The sequence below is a fragment of the Nocardia flavorosea NBRC 108225 genome (assembly GCF_001613385.1).
GTDB classification, from domain to species: Bacteria; Actinomycetota; Actinomycetes; order Mycobacteriales; family Mycobacteriaceae; genus Nocardia; species Nocardia flavorosea.
Genome location: NZ_BDCG01000012.1, coordinates 335,046 through 361,052 on the forward strand (window position 1 = coordinate 335,046; position 26,007 = coordinate 361,052).

Consider the following 26,007-nt stretch of genomic DNA (forward strand, 5'->3'; position numbering starts at 1 on the left):
GTCCCGTTGCCGGATCAGGCTACGGCTCCACTGGTTTTCAACTCGATGATGCGGTCCCAGTCCCAGCCGAGTTCGAGCAGGACCTCCTCGGTCTGGGCCGCGAATTCGGGGCCCGGTCGCAACTCAGGTGCCGTGACGTCGAACTGCACCGGACTGGACACCAGCTCCAGTTCGCCGGCGGGGAGAATGTATTCGTTACCGCGGATCTGGTGATCCGCACCGACCTGATGGGAGTCCTGGACCGGCGCCCAAGGACCTTTCAGGGTCGCGAACTTCTTCGTCCATTCGGCGAGTGTTCGGCCCGCGATGGCCTCGCGCAGGATATCGACGCCGGCGGCGGTGTTGGCCGCGATCTGCGCGGCGTCGGCGAACCGCGGATCGTCGGCCATATCCGGTCTGTCGATGTGGTGGCAGACATCGGCCCAGAACTTGCCGGGTTGCAACATGACGAACGACAGATACCTGTCGTCGGCGGTTTTGTACAGTCCGGACAGTGGATTCGCCATGGCGCCGTGCGCACCGGGCGGCGGTGCGATCATCGGCTCACCCTGATACGCGGACAGGGCCACTGTGTGACCCAACGACCACAAACCGCTGCCCAGTAGGGAGACATCGACGATCGAGGGTTCGCCGGTGCGTTCTCGTTTCAGCAGCGCCGCGGCGATACCGCCGGCCAGATTCGTACCCGAGATGGTGTCGCCGAACGCGGGGCCCGGCGGGGAGATCATTCCGTCGGTGCCCTCGGGGGTGATGGTGGCGGCGACACCGCCGCGGCACCAGAAGGCCGTCATATCGTAGCCACCACGGTCGGCTTCCGGGCCGCGCGGACCCAGCGCGCTGCCCCGGGCATAGACGATCTGCGGATTCACGGCGCGGATATCGTCGACGTCGATACCGAACTTGGTGCGCGCCGACGGCAGGAAACTGGTGAGGAAAACATCCGCTTGCTTCGCCAGCTCGTAGATCACCTCGCGCCCGCCCGCGACCGACATATCGACACCGATACTGCGTTTCCCGCGGTTGGCGTGCTCGATATTCGGATTGAGGTCGCCCTCGACCTTGAACTTGCCGATCTGCCGTAGCCCGCGCTGCGGGTCGCCGGTGACCGCATGCTCGACCTTGATCACGTTCGCGCCCCAGTCGGAGAGCACCGCGCCCGCCGACGGCACGAACCCGTACATGGCGACCTCGAGGACCGTGATCCCCTCCAGCGGTTTGCTCATGCGGCGCCTCCTTCCGGCATGGGCGAGGGGCCTACGTGGCTACGCTGCGCGACCGCCTCCGTCATGCCGGCACCTCGGCAAAGGTCTTGCGTTCCATGAATTCCTCCATCCCGACGACGCCCATTTCGCGGCCGACACCGGACTGTTTGTAACCGCCGAACGGCGCGTCGGGGTGGAAGTAGTTGCCACCGTTGATGCTGAAGGTTCCGGTGCGGATCCGCCGCGCCACCGCACGGGCGCGTTCGGCGTCGGCACCGAAAACACCGCCGGACAGGCCGTAGATCGAGTTGTTGGCGATCGCGACGGCATCGTCGATATCGTCGTACGGGATCAGCGCCAGCACCGGGCCGAACACTTCTTCCTGCGCGATCTCGCTGTCCGGATCCACATTCGCCAGCAGGGTCGGCGTGTAGAAGTAGCCCGGGTCGACCTTCTCGCCACCGGCCACGAGAGTGGCACCGGCCGCGACCGCGCGTTCCACCAGACCGTGCACCTTGTCACGCTGGCGTTCGCTGATCAGCGGGCCCATATAGTTCTTCGGGTCGGCCGGATCACCGTAGGTGATGTTCGCGAGGTTCGCGGCGACCAGTTCGGCGACCTTGTCGTGGTCGGCGCGCGGTACCAGCAGCCGGGTGGTGATGGCGCAGCCCTGGCCTGCGTGCGAGCAGATACTGAATGCGGCGAACATGGCGCCCAGGTTGTAGTCGGCATCGTCGAGCAGAATCGCCGCGGATTTCCCGCCGAGCTCGAGGAACACCTTCTTCAGGGTGGCACTGGCGGCGGCCATGATCTTGCGGCCGACCGGAGTGGATCCGGTGAACGATACGACGTCGACGTCGGGGTGCGTGGTCATCCGTTCGCCGACGGCCACTTCGGAGCCGGCCAGGATATTCACCACACCGGCCGGGATATCGGTGTGCTGCGCGATGAGTTCGCCGAGCGCGAGGGTGATCAGCGGCGTATCGGGTGCGCCCTTCAGTACGACGGTGCAGCCCGCGGCCAGCGCCGGCGCGAGTTTCGCGAACGCCAGCTGGTAGGGGTAGTTGTAGGCGGCGATGGCCGCGACGACCCCGGCGCCTTCCTTCTCCACCCAGCGCTGATGCTGTGCGCCACGGATCTCGACCGGACCGAGGTCCTCGGTCCAGGCGTAGTCCTTCAGCAGCCCCGCGTAGTATTTGACGATCTCGAACGGGGTTTCGAGCTGGTTGCCCTTGGTGAGGATGTAGCTCGCACCGACCTCGGCGATCATCAGGGCGCGCAGTTCCTCCACGTTGTCCTGCAACGCCTGATACAGCTGTTCCAGGCAGCGCGCGCGGAATTCGTGATTCGTCGACCAGTCGGTGGTGTCGAAAGCGCGGCGGGCGGCGGCGACAGCGGCGTCGACCTCGGCCACACCGGCTTCGGGCGCATGGCCGACCACCTCACCGTTCGCGGGATTGAGCGAGGCCAGGGTGCGCCCGGTCTCGATCAGCTGCCCGTCGATGAGCAGCCGTTGGGTGGCAGTCACCGCCTCTTCCTGCGTTGACATCCCGCCTCCTCGAAGTTTGTGGAAATAGCATTCTCGTTTCAGGAGAATAGTACATTTGACAATAGGCTCGCGCGGTCGATTCGATGAGCTGGAGATATCCCGCACACAACCGACCGGCAACCGGATGGCGCGGATCGCCCGGATCTTGCGCAGTCGATCTTTCCGAGAGTACGGTTCTCGTATTCGGAATGCATGTTCTTGCGCCGCTGGGCGCGAGAGAGGAGAGGCCAGCGTGAAAACCGCAGTTGTCACCGGCGGTGCCTCGGGCATCGGACTGGCCATCGCGCAGCGGCTCCGCAGCGACGGCTTCCACGTGGCGGCCCTGGACCGCAATGCCTCCGCCGACGACGATTCCGCCTACCGGGCCGATGTCACCGACCCCGGCAGCCTGGCCGAAGCGCTGGGCGCCATCCGCGAGAAACTGGGACCCGTCACCGTCCTGGTGAACGCGGCCGGTGTGGACGGTTTCAAACGTTTTCAGAACATCGATTTCGCCGAATGGCAGCGGGTCATCGAAGTCAACCTGCACGGCGTCTTCCATACGATCCAAGCGGTGCTGCCGGATATGATCGAGGCCGGCTGGGGCCGGATCGTGAACATCTCCTCCTCCAGCGCACATTCGGGGCAGCCGTTCATGACCCACTATGTCTCGTCGAAATCCGCGGTCAACGGGCTCACCAAATCGCTGGCGCTGGAGCTCGGCCCGTCCGGTATCACCGTCAACGCGGTCCCTCCAGGATTCATCGACACCCCGATGCTGCGCGGCTCCGAGGAGCGCGGGCTGCTCGGCGGCACGGTCGAGGACCATATTCAGCGCACTCCCGTGCGACGCATCGGTAAACCCGAGGATATCGCCGCCACCTGCGCTTTCCTTATCTCCGAAGAGGCCGGTTACATCACCGGCCAGATCATCGGCGTCAACGGCGGACGCAACACCTGAATCAGCCCTCGGAATCCGCCGACCGCACTCGAAGGGAAGTGACACCGTGAAGGTCCATGTCGATCAGGAACGCTGCCAGGGACATACTCTCTGCGCGATGATCGCGCCGAAAGCGTTCGAACTCAGCGAAATCGACGGCCACTCGTCGCCGGTGGACGAGAATGTCGCCGACGATCAAGAGGAGCAGGTGCGCGAAGCAGTGCACTCCTGCCCCGAGCGCGCCATCACGCTCACCGAGTAGACCGCGCAGGACAAGGGGACATCCGATGTCCGCCACCGAATCCACCGGCCGTCGCCGGCCCCATTTCCCTTTCGACCGCTACGCACCCGGCTACCGGGAGTCGTTCCAGGCGATCACCGAGCATATGCATCAGCACTGCCCGATCGCCTGGACCGACAACCACGACGGTTACTGGGTGGCAGCAGGCAATCGGGAAGTCTTCGAGCTCGCCCGCTGCCCGCATGTCTCCAACGACCGCGATATCGAGGGCGTGCGCCGCGGGTACCAGGGCATCACGATCCCGTCGGCCAACGAGTCCGCCATCCGCAACGGTATCCTCGAGATGGACGATCCCGAACATCGCGAATTACGGTCGGTGCTCAACCCGTATCTCTCCCCCGCCGCTGTCCAGCGCTGGATCCCGTTCGTCGACGAACTCGTGCGGGCCGCGCTCGACGAGAAGATCGCCACCGGGCGTATCGATTTCGTCGACGACCTGGCCAATATCGTGCCCGCGGTTCTGACCCTGGCGATGCTGGGCATCCCGCTCCGCAACTGGGCGGTGTACAGCGAGCCCGCACACGCGACGGTCTACACCCCGCCCGACTCCCCGGAATACGAGCGGGTGCACCGGTTACACCAGGAAATGGGCCTGGATATGTACACCAACCTGGTCGAGATCCGGGAGCACCCCCGGCCCGGCCTCGTCCACGCGCTGGCCACCGAAGCAACCCTCGGCGGCGAACCCCTGCCCGATATCGAGATCCTGGGCATGCTCGGGCTGCTGATCGGCGGCGGTTTCGACACGACCACCGCGCTCACCGCACATTCGCTGGAATGGTTGTCCGAACATCCCGCCGAGCGCGAAACCCTCAGCCGGGAACGGGATGAACTGCTCGATTCGGCGACCGAGGAGTTCCTGCGCTACTTCACCCCGGCACCGGGAGACGGCCGGACCCTCACTACCGATATCGAACTGGCCGGGGCCCGGTTCGCCGAAGGGGAACGGTTGTGGCTGTCCTGGGCGATGGCCAACCGCGATCCGGCGGTATTCGAACAACCCGATACCGTCGTACTGGACCGAAAGGGTAATCGGCACTTCAGTTTCGGACTCGGGATCCACCGGTGCATCGGGTCCAATGTAGCCCGCGCGGTGTACAAGCGAATGCTGCTGGCGGTGCTGGACCGGATACCGGATTTCCGCTGTATCCCGGAGGAAACCGTGCACTACGAGACGATCGCGGTCATTCAGGGCATGCGTCACCTTCCGGCCACGTTCACTCCCGGTGAGCCACTCGGTCCGGGTCTGGCGGAAACGCTGGAGAAGTTGCAGACGGTCTGCGATGAACAACGACTCGCCGAACCCGTCACCGTCCGGAAGGACGCCGCGCAGATCTAGAGCACCGTAGGCACCACCACGGACTCTCCGTGACCGCGTCGGGTGGCACGGTCACGGCACCACGAGGAGATCACCGGCCGGAAGCGCCGCGCACCGGTGATACGAGGAGGCGATATGGCATCGACGAACGGGGACGATCCGGCACCGCGTTCGGGGCGGCCGCTCCCGCTGCTGTCCCTGGACACCGAGTTCTTCTGGACCTCCGGCGCCGACGGCCGGCTACGGATCCAGGAGTGCCGGGCCTGTTCGGCGCTGATCCACCCACCTCAGCCGATCTGCCGGTACTGCCGGGGTCGCGAACTCGCGCCGCGTGTGGTCTCCGGCGTGGCGATACTGGCTTCCTTCACGGTCAACCACCGGTTCGCGGTGCCAGGTCTGCCGCCTCCGTATGTGGTGGCAACGGTGGCACTCGAAGACGACCCCCGGGTCCGGCTCACCACCAATATCGTGGAATGCGACCCCGGCGAACTTCACCTCGGTATGCGGCTCGAAGTGGTATTCCAGCAGGACGACGATGTATGGCTGCCGCTGTTCCGTCCCACCGGGCAGCCGCCGGAACCGGCGCCGCTGCCGGTCGACGAGATCGCACCGGCCGAATTCGGTCAGCGGGCGACGCCGATGCTGCGCCGCGACAAGTTCGAGGACAGTGTCGTTCTCACCGGAATCGGGATGTCGGATATCGGGCGGCGGCTGATGCGGCCGCCTCTCGAGCTCACCGTCGACGCCTGCGAACGGGCGGTGGCCGATGCCGGGCTGACCCTCGACGATATCGACGGCTTGTCCTCGTATCCGGGTGGCGGCAATCTGGGCGGTTTCGGCGAGGGTGGGGTCACCGCACTGGAATCGGCGCTGGGTATCCGGCCCACTTGGCACAACGGTGGAATCGAGACCTTCGGGCCCGGCGGTTCGGTGATCGCGGCCATGCTCGCCGTGCACGCCGGTCTGGCCACCCATGTGCTGTGTTACCGCACGGTATGGGAGGCCACCTTCAACGAGCTGATGAAACGCGGCACCATCCCTGTATCCGGTGGCGGCCGCACTTCCAGCTGGATGCATCCGTTCGGGTCCACCTCCGCCGCGCATACGCTGGCGCAGAAGGCACAGCGGCATTTCCACGATTACGGCACCACCCGCGAAACCTTGGGCTGGGTCGCGTTGAACCAGCGGGCGAACGCCGCACTGAATCCGAGCGCGGTCTACCGCGATCCGATGACCATGGACGACTACCTCGGCGCCCGGCCGATCACCACGCCGTTCGGACTCTACGACTGTGATGTGCCGTGCGACGGCGCGGTCGCGGTGATCGTCTCGGCCCGCGACGCCGCCGCGGACCTGCCGGTGCCCGGGATCGAGGTGGAGGCCGTGGGCACCCAGATCATCGAGCGGATCGAATGGGATCAGAGCACCCTCACCCACGAACCGCAGGTACTCGGCCCGGCCGCGCACCTGTGGACCCGCACCGATCTGCGACCCGACGATGTCGATGTGGCCGAACTGTACGACGGGTTCACCATCAACTGCGTGTCCTGGATCGAGGCACTGGGTTTCTGCAAGATCGGCGAGGCCAAGGATTTCCTGGACGGCGGGACGAACATCGCCCGCGACGGGATCCTGCCGTTGAACACCCACGGCGGGCAACTGTCACACGGCCGCACCCACGGGATGGGGCTGCTACACGAGGCGATCGTGCAGTTGCGCGGCGCCGCCGGGCAGCGGCAGGTCCGGGATGCGCGGGTGGCGGTTGTCTCCAGTGGCGGGTTGACTCCGGGTGGTGCCATGTTGTTGCGGAGCCCATCCTGATGACCACGATCGGTCCGACCGCGACGGGAATTCGGACGCACTCCCGCGGCACCCGGGCGCCGGAACCGAGCGCTACCCCGATAGGCAGCACAGTCGGGATGCGCGAGGCACCGCGTGAGGACATACCACCCGGCCGATGCCGGCACTCAGCGCTCGAGGCACGGCGGCACGAACACCACCCCGGCGACGATGGGGCCGGATATCCGGGGAGCCACCGCGCGAGGCATTCGCCGACGCCGCCCGCCGAACGCCGGACGCCGCTCCCCGAACACCTGGTACCGGCCGGTGAACACCTCATCGCGCCGGTATCTCCGGTGAACTCGATCGTCCGGTATCCGGCGACCACGCCGCGGAGTACGCGATGACCCTGACCGATTCCGATCTCGCCCCCGCAGATGCCGCCGGCCCGCTCCCGGTGGTCGCGCAAGTGCCGCAGGTCAACGGAATTCCGGTGTCCGGGCTGCTGGCCGAGGCGAGTACACCGCGAGCGGTGGTGGTCGCCCTGCACGGGGGTGCGGTCGACTCCCGGTATTTCGACTGCCCGGGGCATCCGGAGTTCTCCCTGCTGCGCACCGGGCAGCGACTCGGTTACACCATGCTCGCACTGGACCGGCCTGGTTTCCGGAGCTCCGGGCCCTATGCCGACCGGCTGGCGGATCCGCGCCGGCGGGTGGATCTGATGTATGGCGCGATCGATACGCTGCTCGGCGGATCACCGCGTGGCGCGGGGGTTTTCCTGCTCGCGCATTCGGCCGGTTGCGAGCTGGCCGTCCGGATGGCGGCAGCCGGCCGTGGCGCCGACCTGCTGGGTCTGGAGCTGGCCGGGACCGGGCGGCAGCACCAGCCGGTGGCCCACGAACTGCTCTGGGGTGCCCGTCGTGAACCCAGTAGACGACCGCCGGGAGTCGGGGAACTGATCTGGAGTCCGTCGCGGCTCTACGCCACGGACGTCCTCGGCGGGGGGAGCGTCTCCGCGCGTGGATCGGCCCTCGAAGTGACCGCTCTCAACGAGTGGGCCGCCCGGGAATTCCTCGGGCTCGCACCGGATATCCGTATCCCGGTGCGCTACACCCTCGGCGAACACGAACGCGTCTGGCGTAATGATCCGGCGGAAATGGCGGCGGTAGGGGCGCTGTTCACCGCCGCCGGCCGGGTGGTGGTGAACCGGCAGCCGAATACCGGGCACAACATCAGCCTCGGCCGGACGGCACCGGCCTACCATCTGTCTGTGCTCGCATTCGCCGAGGAATGTCTCCTCGCGCGGCAGGCCGGCGATTTCTCCGGGCCCACCCTGCAATTCGACGGCGGCGCCGCGGCGCCGGAAAGGTAACACATGGACGTCACCGATATCGCATTGTTGCTGCTGCGGCTGGTCGTGGGTGCGACCATGATCGCGCACGGGGTCAACCACTGGATCGGGGGCGGCAAGATCGCCGGCACCGCGCGCTGGTTCAGCAGCCTCGGGCTGCGCAACGGTGTGCTGCAGGCTTGGCTGAGCGTGATCACCGAGATCGGGGCCGGTGTGCTGCTGATCCTCGGATTGCTCACCCCGCTGGCCGCCGCGGCGGTGATTTCGGTGATGCTGGTGGCCGCCCTGCTGGCGCACCGGAAGAACGGATTCTTCGTGATGCGCGACGGCTACGAATACGTGCTGGTCCTCGGCGTGGTCTGCGTGGTCATGGGCATTCTGGGCCCGGGGTGGTTGTCGGTGGATCATGCCGCCGGTATCGAGATCACCGGCTGGGCCGGTGGTCTGATCGCGCTCCTCGTCGGCGTGCTCGGGACCGCCGCGCTACTGGCCGTGTTCTGGCGGCCGAACGCCGGACAACCGGATTCGGCGAGCGCCGATTCCTGAGCGCGCGAAGGGAGAATCATATGCGCGTCGGATTCATCGGATTGGGGAGCCAGGGCGGGCCGATGGCCCGCCGGATCGTCGAAGGCGGCTACCCGACCACGCTGTGGGCGCGCCGCGCGGTATCGGTCGAACCGTATGCCGAGACCGCGGCGAAGGTCGCCGAAAGCCCGGCCGCCCTGGCCGCCGACAGCGACCTGGTGTGCCTGTGCGTCGTCGGTGACGCGGATGTGCGGGAAGTGCTGGAACGCGCGGACGGTATCTTCGCCGGATTCGCCGCCTCGGCGGCGGGACGCACGGAGCGGCCCGTGATCGCCATCCACAGCACCGTCCATCCCGACACCTGCCGTGACCTCGCCGAAAAGGCAGCCGAACAAGGTATTGCCTTGATCGACGCGCCGGTGAGCGGTGGCGCACCGGCGGTCGAGGCGGGGCGGTTGCTGGTGATGGCCGGTGGCGACGCCGAAACCCTGCAACGCTGTCTGCCGGTGTTCGGCACCTACGCGAATCCGGTGGTACACCTCGGCGATGTCGGCGCCGGCCAGACCACCAAATTGCTGAACAACCTGCTCTTCACCGCGCACATGGCCACCGCCGTGAGCACCCTGGAACTCGGCGAACAACTCGGAGTGAGCCCGCAGCGGCTCGGTGAGGTGATCGGCAACGGCAGCGGGAACAGTTTCGCGCTGGGCCGGATCCTGGCGGGTGGTGGATCGCTGGATCAGATCGCGACCCATGCCGGGGACCTGCTACGCAAGGATGTGCGGCTGATCGGTGACCTCGCCGCGGCGGCCGGTATCACCCCCGGAGCGGTGCTGGACACCGCAGACGCCACCCTCGCCCTCATGGGCAAACCACGCTGAACGGGTCCGATCCCTCGGTGATGTGTCCGGGCAGCGGTATTCCGCGGCGGTGACATGGTTCTGTCGCCGGCCGATGACATGTCCGGCCGGGCCGGTCGACCGATCCGCCGGGGCTGGGCACGACAGGGGTACCGCCGAGGCACCCCGGAGATCCGTCCCCACAACCGAAGGAGAAACGAGTGCGTATCGGATTCGTCGGCGCCGGCCGGATGGGCACCCCCATGATCCGGCGTCTCGTCACGGCCGGGCACAGCGTCCGGGCCCTGGGACGCAACCCTGCCGCCCGCGAGGCAATCGGTGGCGCCGGCGCGACGGCGGTGGGCTCCGCGGCCGAGGCCGGACGGGACGCGGACGCCGTGGTCATCTGTGTCTTCACCGACGAGCAGGTGCGCGACGTCTGCCTCGGCAGCGGGCTGCTCGAGACGATGCCGCGCGACTCGGTATTGATCCTGCACACCACCGGCAACCCCGACACCGCGACAGCGATCGCCGCGGCCGCCACCGGTCGCCGTGTGGTCGATGCCCCGGTCAGCGGCGGTCCGCACAATATCGCCGACGGTACGATCACCGTCTTCCTGGGTGGCGATACGGAAGCGGTCGAACGCGCCCGCCCCGTGCTGTCGGCCTACGCAGATCCGGTGCTGCCGGTCGGCGCACTCGGCAACGGCCAGCGGGTCAAGCTGGTGAACAACGCGCTGTTCGCCGCCCAGATCGGCTTGGTCACCGAAGCCGTCCGGCTCGCCGGGCAGCTGGGTCTGGCCGAATCGGAAGTGCTCACGGCGCTCCCCCATGCGAGTAGTTCGAGCCGCGCTGTCCTCAGCGTCGCGGCCAAGGGATCGGTCGCGGCCTTCGCCGAATCGGTCGGCGACTTCCTCCGCAAAGATGTCGCGGTCGCCCGCGACCTCGCCGACCGCCTCGGCAGCGACCTCGGCCTGCTCGACCCCGCAATCCGCGCCGCCGTCGGGCCGGCCTGACCGCGAGGGTTCTCTCGCTCCAGCGCCCGGTGCCTCGTTCAGGTCGGCCGCCCTCGAAATGCACCGCCGGTGCGGGCATCGCGTTTCTCGCGAGGTCGTCGCATCGACCACGGTCAGCCACGTACATGCAGACCGAAACCGGTGCGGCCCGCGGGTTCGAGGCCTTCCTTCAGCTGGAGCGACGGAATCTCGTAGTCACCGGAGTTCTGCGGCCGGAAGGCGATCGGTTCGGTCGAGTCCAGGGTGATCAGGCGCTGCTCCCATGCCTTGGCGATATCCCGATAGGCCGCCGCGGTCAACCGGCCGGCACCGTACGCGACGAACGGCGGCAGCACCTCGATACCCGGGTAGTAGAGGATCCCGTGGTGGATCGGGAACAGGAGATCCTCGACCGGGCCGTTGACCCCGCGGGCGGAGTAGTGCGATTCCTGGCCGCCGATGGTCACCGACAACAATGCCCTGCGGCCCGCAAGGGTTCCCTCGCCGTAACGTTCGCCGTACTTCGTGTCGCTGTGCTCGCCGACGCCGTACCCGAAATGCTGGGTGAATACGCGGTCCACCCAGCCCTTGAGGATGGCAGGCATCGAGTACCACCACAGCGGGAACTGGAAGATGATCGACTCCGCCCACAGCAGTTTCTCCTGTTCGCCGCGGACGTCCGGGGTGAGATCTCCCGTATCGAAGGCCCGGCCCGAATCGCGGGCGACCCGCAGCGGGGTCGATGCGGCGGGGCCGTAGTCCGCGGCATCCACCACCGCCTTCCAGTCCATGGCGTACAGATCGCTCACCCGTACTTCGTGCCCCGCTTTTTCCAGCGTGGTCACCGCGAGGTCTTTCAGTGCGCCGTTGAGCGACTCCGGTTCGGGGTGGGCGTAGACGATCAGTGTCTTCATCGGAACTCCTTCGGATCGGATGCCATCGATCCTGGGCGTCGCGCCGCCCGGCGTTCAGGGGCGTTTCTTCCACCGGACCGGGCTTCCTGGTATCGGCAGGGCCACCTTCGCCGGCGACGGTGCGGCCATACTGAGGGCATGGACGATCTCGCGGGCTTCCTGCGGACCCGGCGCTCCCGGGTCGACCCGGCCACCGTCGGCATCCCCACCGATAGGCCTCGCCGGGTCGACGGGCTGCGCCGCGAAGAAGTGGCACACCTGTCCGGGGTGAGTGTCGACTATTACGTGCGCCTCGAGCAGGGGCGCGCCACCCAGCCTTCCGATCAGGTCCTCGATGCGCTCGCCCGTGTGCTCGGTCTCGACGAAACCGAACGGGATCATCTCTGCCGGCTCGCCCGGCAGCGCCGCCGGCGCGCGAAAATACCGGGCGGGCAGGTGCGGCCGGAGGTGCTGCGGGTGCTGGACCTCGTCGCCGGCGCACCCGCGCTGATCATGAACCACCGCCTGGACGTGCTCGCGGGCAATCGCCTGGCCGGGCTGCTCTACGGCCGGCCGATTCCCGGGCTCAACACCGCCCGGCACATCTTCCTGGAGGAGGCCGATCGCGGCTTGTACGCGGACTGGGAGACCTGCACCCTGGATGCGGTCGGGCATCTGCGCCTGGCCGCGGGTAAATACCCCGACGACCCCGGTCTGGTCTCGCTCATCGGCGAACTGGCGATGGGCAGCGAACGTTTCCGCCGTCTCTGGGCGCGGGCAGATGTGCGCGCTCGTACCCACGGGCGCAAGGCGTTCCGGCATCCGCTGGTCGGGCTGCTGGAATTGCACCAGGAGAACTTCGCCCTACCGGACGAATCGGGATTGGAGCTGCTGGTTCTCTCCGCTGTCCCCGGCAGCCCCACCGAGGACGGTCTGCGTTTGCTCGCCGGCCTGGACGCGGACAGCAGCGCCGCGCGTTCCACGGCGTCCGCTCCGGCGCGCGAGTAGTTCCCTCCCGGACCGCGAGCCTCGTATTCACACCTTCACGGCGGACGGTACGTCCCGGCCCGGGATCCCCGGATCGCGCAGACTGCAGAACAGCAACCCGCTGAGCAACGGCATCGCGATCAGCGGCAACAACGCGACCTGTAAGGACGCGGTATCGGCGAGGTGGCCGAGGGCGGGACTCACCAGCCCTCCCACGCTGACGGAGAGCCCGAGTGTGACTCCGGCGGCGGTGCCGGCCCGCGAGGGCAGATAGTCCCGGCCGAGGGTCACCTGCAGGGAAAACGGTACGTAGAGCGCGACCGAGGTCGCTGCCACGAACAGGTAGACACCGGGGCCCGGGGCCCACACCACCCCCGCGATCGCCTGCACCACGCCCTGATCCTCCTGGCGGAGAAGACTCCGTTCACTGCCGTGGCGCACCGCTGCGGCTGGGCCTCGGCCAGCGCTTTCATCGATATCTTCCGCAAGACGTTCGGCCATACGCCCCGCGCCCATCCCGGGGACCCGCCGCCGAGTAGCACCTGAGCTGCCACCGCATTCGCAGGCGAAGCAAGATTCCGCAACAGCCCTCTCGCAAGACGAGCAAAGTCGCCCAGCAAGCGCCGGAGCCCACTCAGCTCAGTGCCGGTCCGGCCAGTTCGGGGAGCGGCCGAGCATGCACAGGATCCGGTCGAGCGCGGAACCGGTGCCCGGATCCGGGAGAGCATGCGCGAAGGGTGATTCCGGGCTGTCGCGCTCCGGCCCGTCGGGAATCTGCCCGACGATCCGCAGTACCGGTTCGGCGCAGGCCGGGTCCAGTTCGTAGTCCTGCCCGACGGCCCGCGCGAGATCCCAGCCGTGGACCACATAGTCGACCAGATGGAATCCGATGGCCTGGTGGCCGGGCACGGTGACACCGGCACCGAATTCCGGCATGGCGAACAGACGCTGCGGCACATCGTCCGGCGCGAAGGCGGCCAGCACGGCATCGGCAGATTCGGCGTACTCCTCGCCGGTCTGCGGACCGGGCGGGCGCGGATGCCACAGGGCGAGGTCGGCGCCGTCGCCCCGTGCCGCGGCGGCGAAGCCGCGATGCTGGGCGGCCATATGGGCCAGCAGCTCACCGACGGTCCAGGCGGCACAGGGGGTCGGGCGGCCGAGCAGGTCCGGGGTCACGAGTTCGGCGGTTTTCACGGTGGCGAGCACCGCAGCGCGGTCCAGCTCGCGAAGGTCTTCTGTAGTCATATCCAGATAATACGCACACGCCTATCATATGTCCATGCCTATTAATTTCGCCGGGCACCGCCGCCCCCACCTCACCCGTGCACGGATGCCGATACGCGATGACGGGTACCGGCCCCGGTAAATTCGACCCATGGGATCAACGGACCGTCCGGACCTGGCGGCAATGCTCGCACCGCTGACCCGCACGCTGATCGCCATGGAACGCCCGGTCCTCGAGTCGTACGGCCTGACCATGTGGGCCTACAGCGTGCTGGTGGCGCTCAGTCGCGGCCCGGCCCGTGGCCAGGGTGTGCTCGCCCAGGAAATCGGCGCGGACAAAACCCGCATCATCGCGGTCCTCGACGACCTGCAGGACCGCGGACTCCTGCACCGATACCCCGACCCTGCCGACCGGCGGGCCCGGCTACTGGAACTCACCGCCGAGGGACACCGGATCGTCGCGCAGGCGCGGACCGAGATCCAGTCACGCGAGGAACAGCTGGTGCTGCAACACCTCTCGCCCGCTGACCGCCAGGTATTCCTGAGTGCCCTGCACACCCTGGCGGAGCTGCCCCGAAGCCTCGACGAGGACGACTCGGCAGCGAACTGACCACGCCCGGCCGAGCGGACGTCCCGCCGATCAGCCGGACGAGCCGTCGCCGGTCCCGCACACGCACAGCCCGGAATTCCTGTTCGAGGTGCCGGACGCCGGCGGTGGCCGCCAGATATCCGAGACCGAACGTCGTGGCAGCAAGCCGAAGGACCGTACGGAACTCGGCTACCCGCGTCCGTGGGCTCCCAGGGGTGGCCGACCCCCGTCGGCGCCGAGATCCCCGCTGTCCCGGAGCACCCGCAGCGGGGCGTGGTTGGCCCAGCCCTCGACCGGCCAGTTGAACCAGCCGGCGGAGGCCGAGGTGCCGCCGTCCGGGTGCAGGGTGGTGCCGGTGAGGTACGCCGAGAGCTGGGAGGCCAGGAAGACCGCGCAGTGGGAGATATCGGTGAGGCGCCCGGCGCGGCCCATGGGGATGGCGACCTTCACCCCGTCCGGGTCCATCATTGCGTTGTCACCGGTGCCGATACGTTCCAGGTTCGGTGTGGGGACGAAATCCGGGGCGATGTTGTTGACCCGGATCCCGTCCGGCGCCACCTCGATCGCGAGAGTGCGCGCGAACTGTTCCACCGCAGCCTTGGCCGCCGCGTACACCGCGAAACCCGGTGCGGCGCGGTGTGCTTCGATAGTGGTGATATTGATGATGCTGCCGCCGCGGCCACCGGCCCGCATCAGCGGGACCGCCTGGTGGCAGGCGTGCAGCACATGGGTCAGGTTGGTGCGCAGCAACGCATCCCAGCCTTTGGGCCGGGTTTCGGTGAACGGGGCACGGAAGGTACCGCCTACCACATTCACCAGGGTGTCGAGCCGGCCCCACCGGGTTCGAGCGGCCTCGAAAAGGGCGGTGAGTTCGGCGGGATCGCGGGCATCACCGTGCTCGACGAATGCCTCGTGACCGCGGTCGGCGAGGGTGGCCCGTAGTTCGGCGGCGGCTGCGCGATCGATATCGAGGACGGCCACGCGTACACCGTTGTCCGCGAGGTCCGAGACGATCGCACCGCCCAATCCGCCCGCCCCACCGGTCACCACGGCCACTGTGCCCGCGAGACCGGCACGTTCTTCGAACCAGCCCATTCGATCGTCCTATCCGTCGATGTAGATCGCGCCGAACTCGGCCAGGAAATCGAAGGTGACTCCCGGGTCGAGGGTTTCGTGCACTCCGGCCCGGGTGGAGACCACGATCCAGTCGACTCCGGCCCGGGCGAGTTCACCGAATGCTTCCCGATGCAGACTCGGGTCGGCGCCGGGTCCGGTGAGGCCGGGATCGCTGTAGGAATACACGAGGTCGATATGTTCGGCACGTCCCGAACTCGCTGCGGATTCGCGTATTCCGGCGATCTTGCGGGACAGTTCCGCGATCCCGCCGAGTTCGGGGGTCCGGGCGGTACTGCTGAGTTCGGCACCGCCGGACATCGGAATCCACCCGTGCGCGGCCCGGGCCACGCGCCGCCGGCTCAACGCCGAATTGCCGCCGATCCAGATCGGGATCGGCTGTTGCACCGGGGTCGGCCGGGCCTGTACATCGCGGGCGCTGAAATGTTTGCCCGCGTAGCTGAACGGCTCCCCCTTCCAATGCAGCGGGAGGACGTCGAGCGCTTCGTCGAACAGTGTGTTGCGCTCGTCGAAGTCGACCCCGACGGCATGGAATTCACCTTTCAGATATCCGGTGCCGATTCCCAGGACCGCCCGGCCACCGGACAGTTTGTCCAGGGTCGCGGCCGCTTTCGCGAGCAGCATGGGATTGCGGTAGGGCGCCACGGACAGGTAGGTGATCAGCCTGATCCGTTCGGTCAGCGCGGCGGCATAGCCCAGGGATACGAACGGGTCCAGTGTCTGGTGTCCGCCCGCGCCCAGCCAGCGCGCGCCGGGCGCCGGATGCTCGCTCAACGAGAATCCGCCGAATCCGGCCTGTTCGGCCGCTGCGGCGACCGCACCCAGCGGCCCGGCATCGAGGACATCGCCGTCCGCGCCGCCGGTTTCCGGATAGTGGAAGATGAACTGCATCGCTGCCTCCGTATCGTCGGGAACCGCCGCCTCTAGCGACCCCGTCGCACCTCTTTGAACGGCACGTCGCGGTCGGCGGCGGACTCGCGCGGCATACCGAGAACACGTTCGCTGATCACATTGCGCGCCATTTCGGTACTACCGCCGGCCAGGCTCCACGCGGCCCGGAACAGGTAGTCGGTGCCGATCTCGGCGGTGTCGACGGGATCGCCCGGCGCGTGGGTGACGGCATCCGCGCCCGCGACCTTCACCGCCATATCGGTTTGCAGCCACGAGTTCTCGGCGCTGAACAACCGGGTGATCGACCCGGCCGCCGGCGGTAGTTCGCCGGCCGTGATGCCGTGGGTGATGTGCGCGATCAGCTGATCGCGCACAACCATCATCGCGTGGGCTTCGCCGATATCCTCGCGGACCCGCATATCATCGAGCCGGTCGAGCCGCCGGGCGATCTCCAGAATCGGGGAATCCTCACCACCGATATGCGGGCGGGCGCCGCTCATATACGGCGAGGTCCCGCCGATCGCCGCCCGCTCGTGCTGGAGCAGCCGCGACGCCGCCTCCCAGCCGTTGTCGACCTGGCCGACCACCGCGTCGTCACCGAGCGCGACATCGTCGAAGAATTCCTGGCAGAACTCGGTGGAGCCGGTGACCTGTTTGATCCGCTGCACCGTAACCCCCGGTGCCCCGATCGGCAGCAGGAACATGGTGAGACCACGATGTTTGGGCACATCCCAATTGGTGCGGGCCAGGCACAGGCCGTAGTCGGCGGCGTAGGCGCCGGAACTCCAGATCTTGGACCCGTTGAGGATCCACCGGTCGCCGTCCCGGTCGGCGCGGGTGGTGAGCCCCGCCAGATCGGAGCCGCCGCTGGGTTCGGACAGCAGCTGTACCAGTACTTCGTCACCGCGCAGCACGGCGGGCAGATGTGCGCGTTTCTGTTCCTCGGTGCCGAGTTCGAGCAGCGTCGCCGCGCAGATGGACAGTGTCGGCACGTTCAGGATGACCGGCATCTCGTACGGATAGGACTCCGTGGTGAACGCCGCCTGGTGCGCCGGGGTGAGACCGAGTCCACCGTATTCCTCCGGAAAACAGATCCCGGCGAAACCGGCGTCGTACAGCTTCCGCTGCAATTCCCGGGCCCGGTCCCACTCCTCTTTACTGTCCGGCGGGCCCGTATCGGGCGGTGCCGGGGGCAGGTTGTCGCGCAACCACGTCCGGGCGCGTGCGCGGAATTCGGTGACGGGTTCCATATCGGTCGTCATGGTGATCTGCCTTCCAGGAAATCCGTCGCGCTACGCGGCCGCGACGAGAAGATCGGTGATCCGGCGGCGATGCTCCTCGGGCGTACCGTAGAGCGCCCGGCCCAGGCCGATCCGTCGCAGGTACAGATGCAGATCGTGCTCCCAGGTGACCCCGATCCCGCCGTGCAGCTGTACACAGTCCTGCCCGATCACCGGCGCCTTCGCGCCCACATACGATTTCGCGACACTCACCGCTTCGTCCGCGGTAGCCGAATCGTCGTCACAGGCCGCGGCCGCGGCGGTCGCGGTGGCCCGGCAGGCCTCCAGCCAGGTCTTGTTGTCGGCCATGCGATGTTTGAGCGCCTGATACGAGGCGAGCGGCCGGCCGAAGGTGAACCGGTCGTTCAGCCAGCCGAGAGTGGACTCGAGGGCTACCTCGGTGGCGCCCACGGTTTCTGCCGCCGTGAGCACGGCGGCAGTGTGCAATTGGGCACGTATCGCGGCGGTGGCGGCCGGTCCGGTATGCGTTGCCGCGGTGTCCGGCACCACGACCCCGTCGAAGTCGATACGGGCGGTGCGCCGGACCAGATCCAGAGTCCAGGTGGGGGTCACGGTCACTCCGGGGGCGTCGGCCGGGACCAGTAGCTGTACCGGCCCGTCGGGGCCGTGCGCGGTCACCAGGAAGAAATCGGCCTGATCACCGGATTCGACCCGGTCCTTGATCCCGTTCACGCGGTACCCGTCGCCTTCGGGCGTCGCAGTGACCCGCGCGCCCGAGTCCGCGCCCGCCGCGTACATCACCTCCATACCGCGGCCCGGTTCGTAGACCGCCCACGCGATGACCTGATCCCCCGCCGCGACCCCGGCGATCGTGTCACCGAATCCGTGCCCGGCACTCGCCAGCCCGGCCAGCACCGCGTTGGTGGTGACGAACGGACCCGGCGCGCAGGCACGACCCAGTTCACTTGCGACCGACGTCAATTCGGTGAGCGGCCGGCCGGAGATGGAGCCGCCCCCGTACTCCTCGGCGACCAGCATGGCGGTCCAGCCGAGTTCGGTGGCCGAGCGCCACCAATCACGGTCGAATCCGGTTTCGGCCTCGCCCAGAGCGCGTACTGTCGCCACCGGAACGGTCTCCGCCAGGAATTCCCGGGCGGTCTGCTGGAAGAGCCGCTGGTCAGCGGTGACATCGAGGGTCATATTTTCCGGTCCTCCGGTTGACGCACGGCATACCGTGTGGAAATCTCATACTCACAGATGAGAGTTATATTCTCAAATGCGGAAGTCAACCGGCGGAGCTGCTCGTGGCGGTGGGAGCCGGCGGAGCGAAGGGAACCGTCACGTGAAAAACTTCCAGGATCTGGACTTCTTCCTCGGGGAGGAACTGATCGCCGATCCCTACCCGTACTTCGACGCTCTTCGGGAGCAGTGCCCGGTAACCAGGGAGAAGCACCACAACGTCATGATGGTGACGGGCTACGATGAAGCGCTCGAGGTACTCAACGACGCCGAACGTTTCTCCTCCTGCATCTCGGTGACCGGCCCCTTCCCCGGCTTCCCGGTACCCATCGACGAGAACTCCGACGCGGACGCCCTGATCGCCGAACACCGCGATTCCCTGCCGTTCAGCGATCAGCTCCCCGCCCTCGACCCGCCGGCCCATACCGCGCACCGTGGCCTGCTCATGCGGCTGATCACCCCGAAACGCCTCAAAGAGAACGAAGAGGCCATGTGGGATATGGCCGACAAGATGCTCGACGAGTACCTCGTGCCCGGCCGAGGCGATTTGATCCGCGATTTCGCCGGCCCCTTCACGCTCTACATCATCGCCGATCTACTCGGCGTCCCCGCCGACGACCAGGAAGAGTTCCTCAATACCCTCCAGCGCGACCCGCACCGCACCGGAACGGTCGGCAGCACCGACTCCGGAAAGGCGATGGAACACAATCCCATCGAATTCCTCTACGAGAAATTCGCCGCCTATATCGAGGACAGGCGCCGCAATCCCCGCGGAGATGTCCTGACCAGCCTGGCGCAGGCCACGTTCCCCGACGGCAGCCAACCGGAAGTGATCGATGTGTGCCGGGTCGCGGCCAACCTGTTCTCCGCGGGTCAGGAGACCACGGTGCGTTTGCTGTCCTCGGCGCTGAAGATGATCGCCGAAAATCCGGAACTGCAGCGCTGGCTGCGTGAAGACCACGACCGGATCAACAACTTCATCGAAGAAATGCTGCGGATGGAAAGCCCGGTCAAGGGCGACTTCCGGCTGGCGAAGGTAACGACGACGGTGGGCGGTGTCGAGGTGCCGGCCGGAACCGTCCTGATGCTCGCCAACGGTGGCGCCAACCGCGATCCGCGCCGTTTCGAGAATCCGAACACCTTCGATCCGCAGCGGTCGAATGCGCGGTCGCATATCGCGTTCGGGCGCGGTATCCACACCTGCCCGGGCGCACCTCTGGCCCGGACCGAGGGCAAGGTCGCGATCAAACGCCTGCTGGAACGCACCACCGACATCCGGATCGACGAAAGCGTGCACGGCCCGGCAGACGACCGCAAGTACACCTACCTGCCGACCTTCATCCTGCGCGGAATCACCACCCTGCACCTCGAATTCGACCGCACGGAAGGATAGATCCATGAAGGTCATCGTCGACGCCGACTCCTGCAAGGGCCACGGGATCTGCACCACCCTGTGCGCGGAAGTCTTCACACTCAACGATTACGGATACGCCGAAGCGGTCGACACCGAGATCCCCGAGGACCTCACCGAAGCGGTGCAGACCGCCAAGGACGCCTGCCCGGAGTGGGCGATAAAGATCGTCGACGAGGCGTAGGCGCATCGCGCAGGGCGAGCCGGGGCGATGCCGCCCCCGGCTCGAGTAGCTTCCCTTTCGCGTGACTCGGTAATCCCGGGTTGTGACAGCGCGCCGCGGATTTTTGAATTAATCTGGGAACAACCGCGATTCGGGAGGGGAGACTGGGTGTTGCGGGAATTCGAGCGGAAACTCGCACTGGCCGATGCGGAGGAAGCACCTGCTGAACGTGCGCGGCGGATCGTCGCGGCGATCCACGAGTTCCTGGCCCTCGGCGAGGACCACGAGTTGACTGCCGGACGCGCGCGGATATATGCCCGTGTTGATGAGGTGGCCCGGCTGGCCCCGGACGCGGCGGTACGGCTGTTCCCCCGCCTGGCCGGATTCTTCGGCCTGCACCAGCAGCGGGCCCAGCTCGCGCTCACCGCGTGGCTGAGCGCCCCCGAGGCGGCGACCTTCGCCGCAACCTGGGCCGCGGCGAGCGAGATTCTCGCGGAATCGCAGAATCTCGCGGTGTGGCTGTCGAACAGCGTACGGGCGGGGGTGGGTGTCGCACCGGCATTCCCGACGCTGGCCCGTGCCCATCTGGTCGAGCTGGTCGACGCCGACTTCCGGGCCTACGAATTCGCCGGCGCGACCTCCCCGGTGTGGATGCTGATGACGGCGCTCGGTCCGTCCACTCGCCCGGACTGGTTCCTGCTCCTCGGCGACCGGGCGGCCGAACGCGGGGAGGAGGCCGAGGCGGCGCGCCGCTACGAGCTCGCCGATCGCTTCGGCGCGGGCGCCGGTGCCCAGAGCCGACTGCGGCGCCTGCACGATCTGGCCGCCTACCACCGTGTGCGCCAGGGTATGACGGATTCCGGCGAACTCAGGGGTCCCGGAACCCCGAACCCTTACCGCCACCTGGCCATGGCCACCGCCGCCGCGATGGAGGGCCGGTCGCCCACCGCATCCCTCACCGAGGTGAAACGCCACGGCGGCAAAGAACTCCAACCGCTCGCAACATTCCTCACCGTATTGGCCCGCCTGCGTGCGGGCGACCGCGACGCCGCCCGCACCCAACTGCGGGAGCTCTTGGCGGTCGCGCCCGTATCACCGGACCTGGACGAGGATGTCGCGCTCCGCGCGAATTTGCAACTGATTCTGGGGGCACTGGAGGAGGAAGAAGAGTTCATCGTGCGCGGGGCACGGGAGCTGGCGCACCGGTTCGGGGTGGGGTGGCCGGATCGGTCGATGCTGGCGCCGGCGACGGTGCTGCGGGCGGTATCGCGGCGGGATACCGGGCTGGTGGCCGAATTGATCGGAAGCGGAATTCGGCACGATGCGACCGGCCGAGCGGTCCGGCTCCGAATCGACACGGCACGCGAGTATCTCGCCATGGCCGCGCGGGCGACCGTCTTCGGACGGCCCGAGGAAGCGGGCGAGCTCGTCGCGCAGGCACGGGAACTGCTGTCCGGGGCGGTCGGCGTGGATGCCGACGAACTACGGGCTACAGCGGCGCATATCGCCGAGGCGGCGCCCCGGCTGCCGCGGGACCCCGCCGCGCCGGAGCGGCCGCTGGACCGGCTGGCCTATGCCTTGCTGCGCTCCGACGGGGTGGTCCACCCGTGGACGGATGCCGCGCTGCGTCTGTGGCGAGACCTGATCGCCGAGGATTGTGGCGGAGACAATTCGCACAGCCAGCATCACCTGGCCATTGCCGAGCACGCCCGCGCCTATCAACTCGAAATGGCGGATGACGACGGCGCCTTCGAATCTTGGCGGCAAGCTCACGCCGCCTGGGCGCGGGTGTGGACCGACGACGGATTCTGGGAACGGTTGCGCTCCCGGCTCCAGGCCGCGGCCGCCGACACCACCCCCGAGGAGGTGGCCCGCGTCGTCGGCGAGGCCCGTGGCGAACTTCCCGCCCAGCTACTGGAACCGCATGTGACCCGCGTGCAGGAACTGCGCCGGAGCCAGTTGGCCAGGGCGCATGCACATCTCGAACTGATCCGCGGCGCACCCTTCGCACCCGCTGATATCGCCCGGGCGCGCGGACGTTTGGCCCGCGATGCGGGGGGACAGATCCGGCGGCTCATCCAGGAGGGCCGGCTCGACCGCGCACTGCACGAGGCACAGGCCTGGATCGAGATCGATCCGGACAATGTCCCGCTGGCCGAACAGGCCCTCGATGTGGGCATCGAGGTGGTGGAGACCGAGCGCAGCCGTGGCGCGGACTGGGCCGCACGGTCCCGGCCGACCCTGGAGCGTATTGCGGCGCTGGTCGAACCGCTACGGTCGACACTGAGCCTCACCGCGCGCCAACTCAACACCCGCGGTCTGCCGCAAACCGAGAACCCGGACCGGCTCGCCTTCGCGGCGAAACTCGCTCGTCACGAATTCTGGCTGGGCGCGGCCACCCTGGTGTCCACCGCCGACCGCCTGCAGACCAATCCGTACGCGGACCGCACCGGATTTCGCGCTGCCGTCCACCACTTCAACACCGCACTGACACTCGGCGTCCCCACCATCGATCCCTACTCCCGGACGCGCGAGCTGCTCGTATCCGCCGCGCAATGGGAGCGGGCCGCCCAGGGCGGCGGCGACATCGGCTTCTTCTGACGAGACCGGAGCAGCAGAATGAACCCATGGTCCTGGAACGACCGAAACCCGTACTACGAGACCGCATTCCAGGTGCTCGACGTCGATCCCACCGCCGACCGCGCAACCGTACGCGCCCGCATCGCCACCCGCCGCAGGCGTATCGCCTACGACGCCGGACGCTTCCCACTCTTTGGTGAGACACTCACGGTGGCACGCGTCAACGCGGCCGAGGAACAACTGGCCGCGCCGCGCAGCCGGCTGGCCGCCGAACTGCTCACCCATCCAGTGGGACCGGATGGCGACGATCTCGCCACCCTCTGCGAAATGCTGGAGCTGAGCCGGGCCCTGGACGCCGCATCGAACTCCGGCGCCGCCCCGGTGCAGGATCACGACCTGCACCTCGACTACCGGGTCTTGTCCCATCTGCTGCCTCCCCCCATCGACCAGGAGCCCACCGCATGAGCATCGTCGCCGGTATCGATCTCGGCACCACGAACTGCTGCGTCGCCGTGCCCGCCGATGCCGACATCCCGGACAAGCAGGCGCTCATCGACGCACGTAAGCTGCGGCCACTGGGAGGCGCGCTCATCGTGGCGAATCCGGACCTTTCGCTGACAACCCCCTCGGCGGTTTGGATCTCCGCCGAGGGCAGGCCGTTGGTAGGAGCGCGCGCCAAACGTAGGGCACGCCGACCGGGTACACCACCGGCGATGTTCTTCAAACGGAACATGGGTACCGACCAGCCGGTCACCGCGGGCCACGCAGTGCTCACCCCATTGCAGGCATCGGTATATCTGCTGCGGCACCTCGCACAGACGGCCGAGACGACGCTGGGTGTCCCCCTCGGCCGGGTCGTCATCACCGTTCCCGCCTATTTCGAGACCAGCGCGAAGACCCAGACTACGCAGGCGGGTCAGGAGGCCGGGTTGGAAGTGGCCGAGACGCTCATGGAGCCGGTGGCGGCGGCGCTCGCACATATGCACGAGAACGGCTGGTCGGAGTCCGATCGCCGGCGCTTTCTGGTATACGACCTCGGTGGCGGCACCTTCGACACCTCGGTGGTGTCCTGGGATCCCGCGGACGGTTTCAGCACCCGATCCTTCGGAGGCGACCGTTACCTGGGCGGTTATGACTTCGACCAGGCCATCGTGGAGTGGCTGGCATCGCAACTGCCCGCCTACGACCTGCGCGCAGAGCCCGGTGACCCGGCTGCCGCGGAGTTGCGGGCCCGCCTGATATCGCTGGCCGAGGCCGCCAAGCACGAGCTCTCACGGGAGACCGAGACCGAGATCGTCACCCAGGACCTCGAGGACCGCACCGGCATGCCCATGACGATCAATCTACCGCTGGGCCGCCACCAATTCGATCGGCTCATCGAAGGCCCCGTGCGCGGCACAGTGGACCGCTGCGTCGAGGCACTGGACGACGCCCACCTCACTCACGCTGATCTCGACGAGATCGTGCTGGTCGGTGGCTCGTCCCGGGTGCCGTTGGTATCCGAGCTGCTGCGCGAGCGCTTCGGCCTGCAGCCCCGCCTCTTCCATCCTGAGCTGGTCGTCGCCGTCGGCGCAGCGCTGAAGGCGGGCGGGCTGGCCTCCCGCGGCACCGTGCTGGAACTGGAACACCTCGTGCCGGTCGGCGAGTCGGCCGATATCGCGGGTCGCGTGCTGCTGTCGGCGCTCGATACCGCCGAGGTGGTGGTGGAGGTCCGAATCGAGGGCGGCGAGGTGCTTCGCGAGCAGATCACCGGTCCGGAGGGTGCCTTCCTGTTCGTCGACGTACCGCTCAGCGCACACGGGTGCACCGTCGCCGTACTCGCCGCCGGCGTCGAGATCGCAGCCGAGCGGCTGGGGGCGCATACCGAAACCGGCCCGGCCGTCACCGAACTCGCGGGCGATGTACTCGCGCACGATTTCTCGGTCGAGCTGCTGGACCGCCGGCTGTGCCGAGTAGCAAGGTCGGGAACCAAGGTTCCGCATCGCGTCTACCAGCGACTGGAGACCGCGACCCGGGGCACCGCGCTGGCGGTACGGCTCTACGAAGGCTGGATCCCCATCGGCACGGTGAAGATCCGCGACCTGCCCGACAATCTCGAGCTCGGCACGCCGGTAGAGCTCACCCTCGAATTCGCCGTCGGCTGGACCATTCACGCGTCGGTCCGCCTCCCGCATCTGGACCGGTCGGCCACCGCCGCCATCGAGATCCCGATCCGCGAGGTCGCTACCTGGGACGTCCTGCGCTCCCGCATCTCCGCGGCCCGCGCCGATTGGCAACAGATCAGCCGCGAGGTGCATCGGGCCGAATCGGTCAAGGCGATGCCGGAGATCGAACCACGCCTGGCCACGCTGGAACAGCTGGTGGCCCGCACCCAGGATCAGGCCAAGGCGCATCACCTGCTACTGGAAGCCGAGACCATCCTGCAGGGCCTGCTCGACAGCCGTGGTCCGGAAGACTATCTGGAGCCCCCGCTCACCGAGTTCGAACGCAAGCTGGACCACCTCGAGAATCTGGTGCTGTATCTCCAGCGGGTCGAGCCCGAGCTCGCGCCGGTCTTCCGCATGCGCCGCGACGTTCTGCGAACCGAGGGCCGGACAGCCTACGACGTCGGTGATTTCGTGGCCTGGCCACGTGTGCACGAGAAGCTGGAGGATCTCATCCGGGAGATCATGCAGATCCCGTCGATCTACGAGATCATGATGATGCAGCAGACACCGAGCACACTGCGTGAGCTGTTGCGCGAGCGCATCGAGGAGGTGGCTACCGCCATCCGCACGAATATACCGAGCTGCAATCCAATCCGCGCGTCGAACCGCAAGACCGGCGAAAACTTCCCACCGAGCGCGATAACCTCCTCGCCGACCTGGCGGCCGTTTC

General features: G+C 67.6%; 23 protein-coding genes and 2 pseudogenes. 16 read left to right on the forward strand and 9 right to left on the reverse strand.

The window, feature by feature from the left end:
- Positions 1-14: 14 nt before the first annotated feature.
- Positions 15-1,223 (reverse strand): CaiB/BaiF CoA transferase family protein, encoded by a 1,209-nt coding sequence (locus NFL01S_RS14510; RefSeq protein ID WP_062975403.1) that lies wholly within the window; start codon positions 1,221-1,223, stop codon positions 15-17.
- 61 nt (positions 1,224-1,284) lie between these two features.
- Entirely contained in the window at positions 1,285-2,751 is a 1,467-nt protein-coding gene (locus NFL01S_RS14515) for an aldehyde dehydrogenase family protein (RefSeq protein WP_062975405.1), read from the reverse strand.
- Between the two features lie 232 nt (positions 2,752-2,983).
- Here NFL01S_RS14515 and NFL01S_RS14520 point away from each other — a divergent pair, with 232 nt between their 5' ends.
- From NFL01S_RS14520 to NFL01S_RS14555, 8 genes are all read left to right on the forward strand, one after another.
- Positions 2,984-3,691, forward strand: a complete 708-nt coding sequence (locus NFL01S_RS14520; protein WP_062975407.1) for an SDR family NAD(P)-dependent oxidoreductase — start codon at positions 2,984-2,986, stop codon at positions 3,689-3,691.
- A gap of 46 nt (positions 3,692-3,737) precedes the next feature.
- The gene (locus NFL01S_RS14525; protein WP_062975409.1) at positions 3,738-3,932 is read left to right on the forward strand and encodes a ferredoxin; all 195 of its coding nucleotides are present in this window, start codon (positions 3,738-3,740) and stop codon (positions 3,930-3,932) included.
- Between the two features lie 25 nt (positions 3,933-3,957).
- Entirely contained in the window at positions 3,958-5,310 is a 1,353-nt protein-coding gene (locus NFL01S_RS14530) for a cytochrome P450 (protein WP_062975411.1), read from the forward strand.
- A gap of 114 nt (positions 5,311-5,424) precedes the next feature.
- Complete coding sequence (locus NFL01S_RS14535; RefSeq protein ID WP_062975907.1) at positions 5,425-7,110, forward strand: thiolase C-terminal domain-containing protein; 1,686 nt, start codon at positions 5,425-5,427, stop codon at positions 7,108-7,110.
- A gap of 361 nt (positions 7,111-7,471) precedes the next feature.
- Positions 7,472-8,440 (forward strand): alpha/beta hydrolase, encoded by a 969-nt coding sequence (locus NFL01S_RS14540; RefSeq protein ID WP_062975413.1) that lies wholly within the window; start codon positions 7,472-7,474, stop codon positions 8,438-8,440.
- Between the two features lie 3 nt (positions 8,441-8,443).
- Positions 8,444-8,965: a DoxX family protein gene (locus NFL01S_RS14545; protein WP_062975415.1), complete on the forward strand. Its 522-nt coding sequence runs from the start codon at positions 8,444-8,446 to the stop codon at positions 8,963-8,965.
- 20 nt (positions 8,966-8,985) lie between these two features.
- The gene (locus NFL01S_RS14550; RefSeq protein WP_062975417.1) at positions 8,986-9,825 is read left to right on the forward strand and encodes an NAD(P)-dependent oxidoreductase; all 840 of its coding nucleotides are present in this window, start codon (positions 8,986-8,988) and stop codon (positions 9,823-9,825) included.
- Between the two features lie 179 nt (positions 9,826-10,004).
- Complete coding sequence (locus NFL01S_RS14555; protein WP_062975419.1) at positions 10,005-10,799, forward strand: NAD(P)-dependent oxidoreductase; 795 nt, start codon at positions 10,005-10,007, stop codon at positions 10,797-10,799.
- Between the two features lie 113 nt (positions 10,800-10,912).
- On the opposite strand, the gene NFL01S_RS14560 is transcribed toward NFL01S_RS14555, so the two are convergent.
- Positions 10,913-11,692: an NAD(P)H-dependent oxidoreductase gene (locus tag NFL01S_RS14560; protein WP_062975421.1), complete on the reverse strand. Its 780-nt coding sequence runs from the start codon at positions 11,690-11,692 to the stop codon at positions 10,913-10,915.
- Between the two features lie 138 nt (positions 11,693-11,830).
- On the opposite strand from NFL01S_RS14560, the gene NFL01S_RS14565 reads away from it, so the two are divergent.
- Positions 11,831-12,679 carry a helix-turn-helix transcriptional regulator gene (locus tag NFL01S_RS14565; RefSeq protein WP_062975423.1) on the forward strand — a complete coding sequence of 283 codons (849 nt, stop codon included), beginning with the start codon at positions 11,831-11,833 and terminating at the stop codon, positions 12,677-12,679.
- A 27-nt stretch (positions 12,680-12,706) separates the two neighbouring features.
- On the opposite strand, the gene NFL01S_RS36940 is transcribed toward NFL01S_RS14565, so the two are convergent.
- The gene (locus tag NFL01S_RS36940; protein ID WP_210744834.1) at positions 12,707-13,051 is read right to left on the reverse strand and encodes an MFS transporter; all 345 of its coding nucleotides are present in this window, start codon (positions 13,049-13,051) and stop codon (positions 12,707-12,709) included.
- Between NFL01S_RS36940 and NFL01S_RS36945 the strand changes: the two are divergent.
- A pseudogene (locus NFL01S_RS36945) lies at positions 13,040-13,204 on the forward strand (helix-turn-helix domain-containing protein); the annotation flags it as partial. The gene NFL01S_RS36940 and the pseudogene NFL01S_RS36945 sit on opposite strands and share 12 nt — an antisense overlap.
- Positions 13,205-13,297: 93 nt before the next feature.
- Here the strand turns inward: NFL01S_RS36945 and NFL01S_RS14575 are convergent.
- Positions 13,298-13,903 (reverse strand): TIGR03086 family metal-binding protein, encoded by a 606-nt coding sequence (locus NFL01S_RS14575; RefSeq protein WP_062975427.1) that lies wholly within the window; start codon positions 13,901-13,903, stop codon positions 13,298-13,300.
- Positions 13,904-14,033: 130 nt separating this feature from the next.
- Between NFL01S_RS14575 and NFL01S_RS14580 the strand changes: the two genes are divergently transcribed.
- Entirely contained in the window at positions 14,034-14,492 is a 459-nt protein-coding gene (locus NFL01S_RS14580; RefSeq protein ID WP_062975429.1) for a MarR family winged helix-turn-helix transcriptional regulator, read from the forward strand.
- A gap of 168 nt (positions 14,493-14,660) precedes the next feature.
- On the opposite strand, the gene NFL01S_RS14585 is transcribed toward NFL01S_RS14580, so the two are convergent.
- The 4 genes from NFL01S_RS14585 to NFL01S_RS14600 are packed head-to-tail and all read right to left on the reverse strand — an operon-like array spanning position 14,661 to position 18,937.
- Positions 14,661-15,566 (reverse strand): SDR family NAD(P)-dependent oxidoreductase, encoded by a 906-nt coding sequence (locus NFL01S_RS14585; protein WP_062975431.1) that lies wholly within the window; start codon positions 15,564-15,566, stop codon positions 14,661-14,663.
- Positions 15,567-15,575: 9 nt separating this feature from the next.
- Complete coding sequence (locus tag NFL01S_RS14590; protein WP_062975433.1) at positions 15,576-16,496, reverse strand: LLM class F420-dependent oxidoreductase; 921 nt, start codon at positions 16,494-16,496, stop codon at positions 15,576-15,578.
- A 32-nt stretch (positions 16,497-16,528) separates the two neighbouring features.
- Positions 16,529-17,758, reverse strand: a complete 1,230-nt coding sequence (locus tag NFL01S_RS14595) for an acyl-CoA dehydrogenase family protein (RefSeq protein WP_062975435.1) — start codon at positions 17,756-17,758, stop codon at positions 16,529-16,531.
- Positions 17,759-17,788: 30 nt separating this feature from the next.
- The gene (locus tag NFL01S_RS14600) at positions 17,789-18,937 is read right to left on the reverse strand and encodes an acyl-CoA dehydrogenase family protein (RefSeq protein WP_062975437.1); all 1,149 of its coding nucleotides are present in this window, start codon (positions 18,935-18,937) and stop codon (positions 17,789-17,791) included.
- Positions 18,938-19,079: 142 nt separating this feature from the next.
- Here NFL01S_RS14600 and NFL01S_RS14605 point away from each other — a divergent pair, with 142 nt between their 5' ends.
- From NFL01S_RS14605 to NFL01S_RS36950, 5 genes and pseudogenes are all read left to right on the forward strand, one after another.
- Positions 19,080-20,369 (forward strand): cytochrome P450, encoded by a 1,290-nt coding sequence (locus NFL01S_RS14605; protein ID WP_062975439.1) that lies wholly within the window; start codon positions 19,080-19,082, stop codon positions 20,367-20,369.
- Between the two features lie 4 nt (positions 20,370-20,373).
- The gene (locus tag NFL01S_RS14610; RefSeq protein ID WP_062975441.1) at positions 20,374-20,571 is read left to right on the forward strand and encodes a ferredoxin; all 198 of its coding nucleotides are present in this window, start codon (positions 20,374-20,376) and stop codon (positions 20,569-20,571) included.
- 147 nt (positions 20,572-20,718) lie between these two features.
- The gene (locus NFL01S_RS14615) at positions 20,719-23,151 is read left to right on the forward strand and encodes a hypothetical protein (RefSeq protein WP_062975443.1); all 2,433 of its coding nucleotides are present in this window, start codon (positions 20,719-20,721) and stop codon (positions 23,149-23,151) included.
- An 18-nt stretch (positions 23,152-23,169) separates the two neighbouring features.
- Complete coding sequence (locus NFL01S_RS14620) at positions 23,170-23,595, forward strand: hypothetical protein (RefSeq protein ID WP_062975445.1); 426 nt, start codon at positions 23,170-23,172, stop codon at positions 23,593-23,595.
- Between the two features lie 266 nt (positions 23,596-23,861).
- Positions 23,862-24,740 (forward strand): annotated as a pseudogene (locus NFL01S_RS36950) (Hsp70 family protein); the annotation flags it as partial.
- Positions 24,741-26,007: the final 1,267 nt, after the last annotated feature.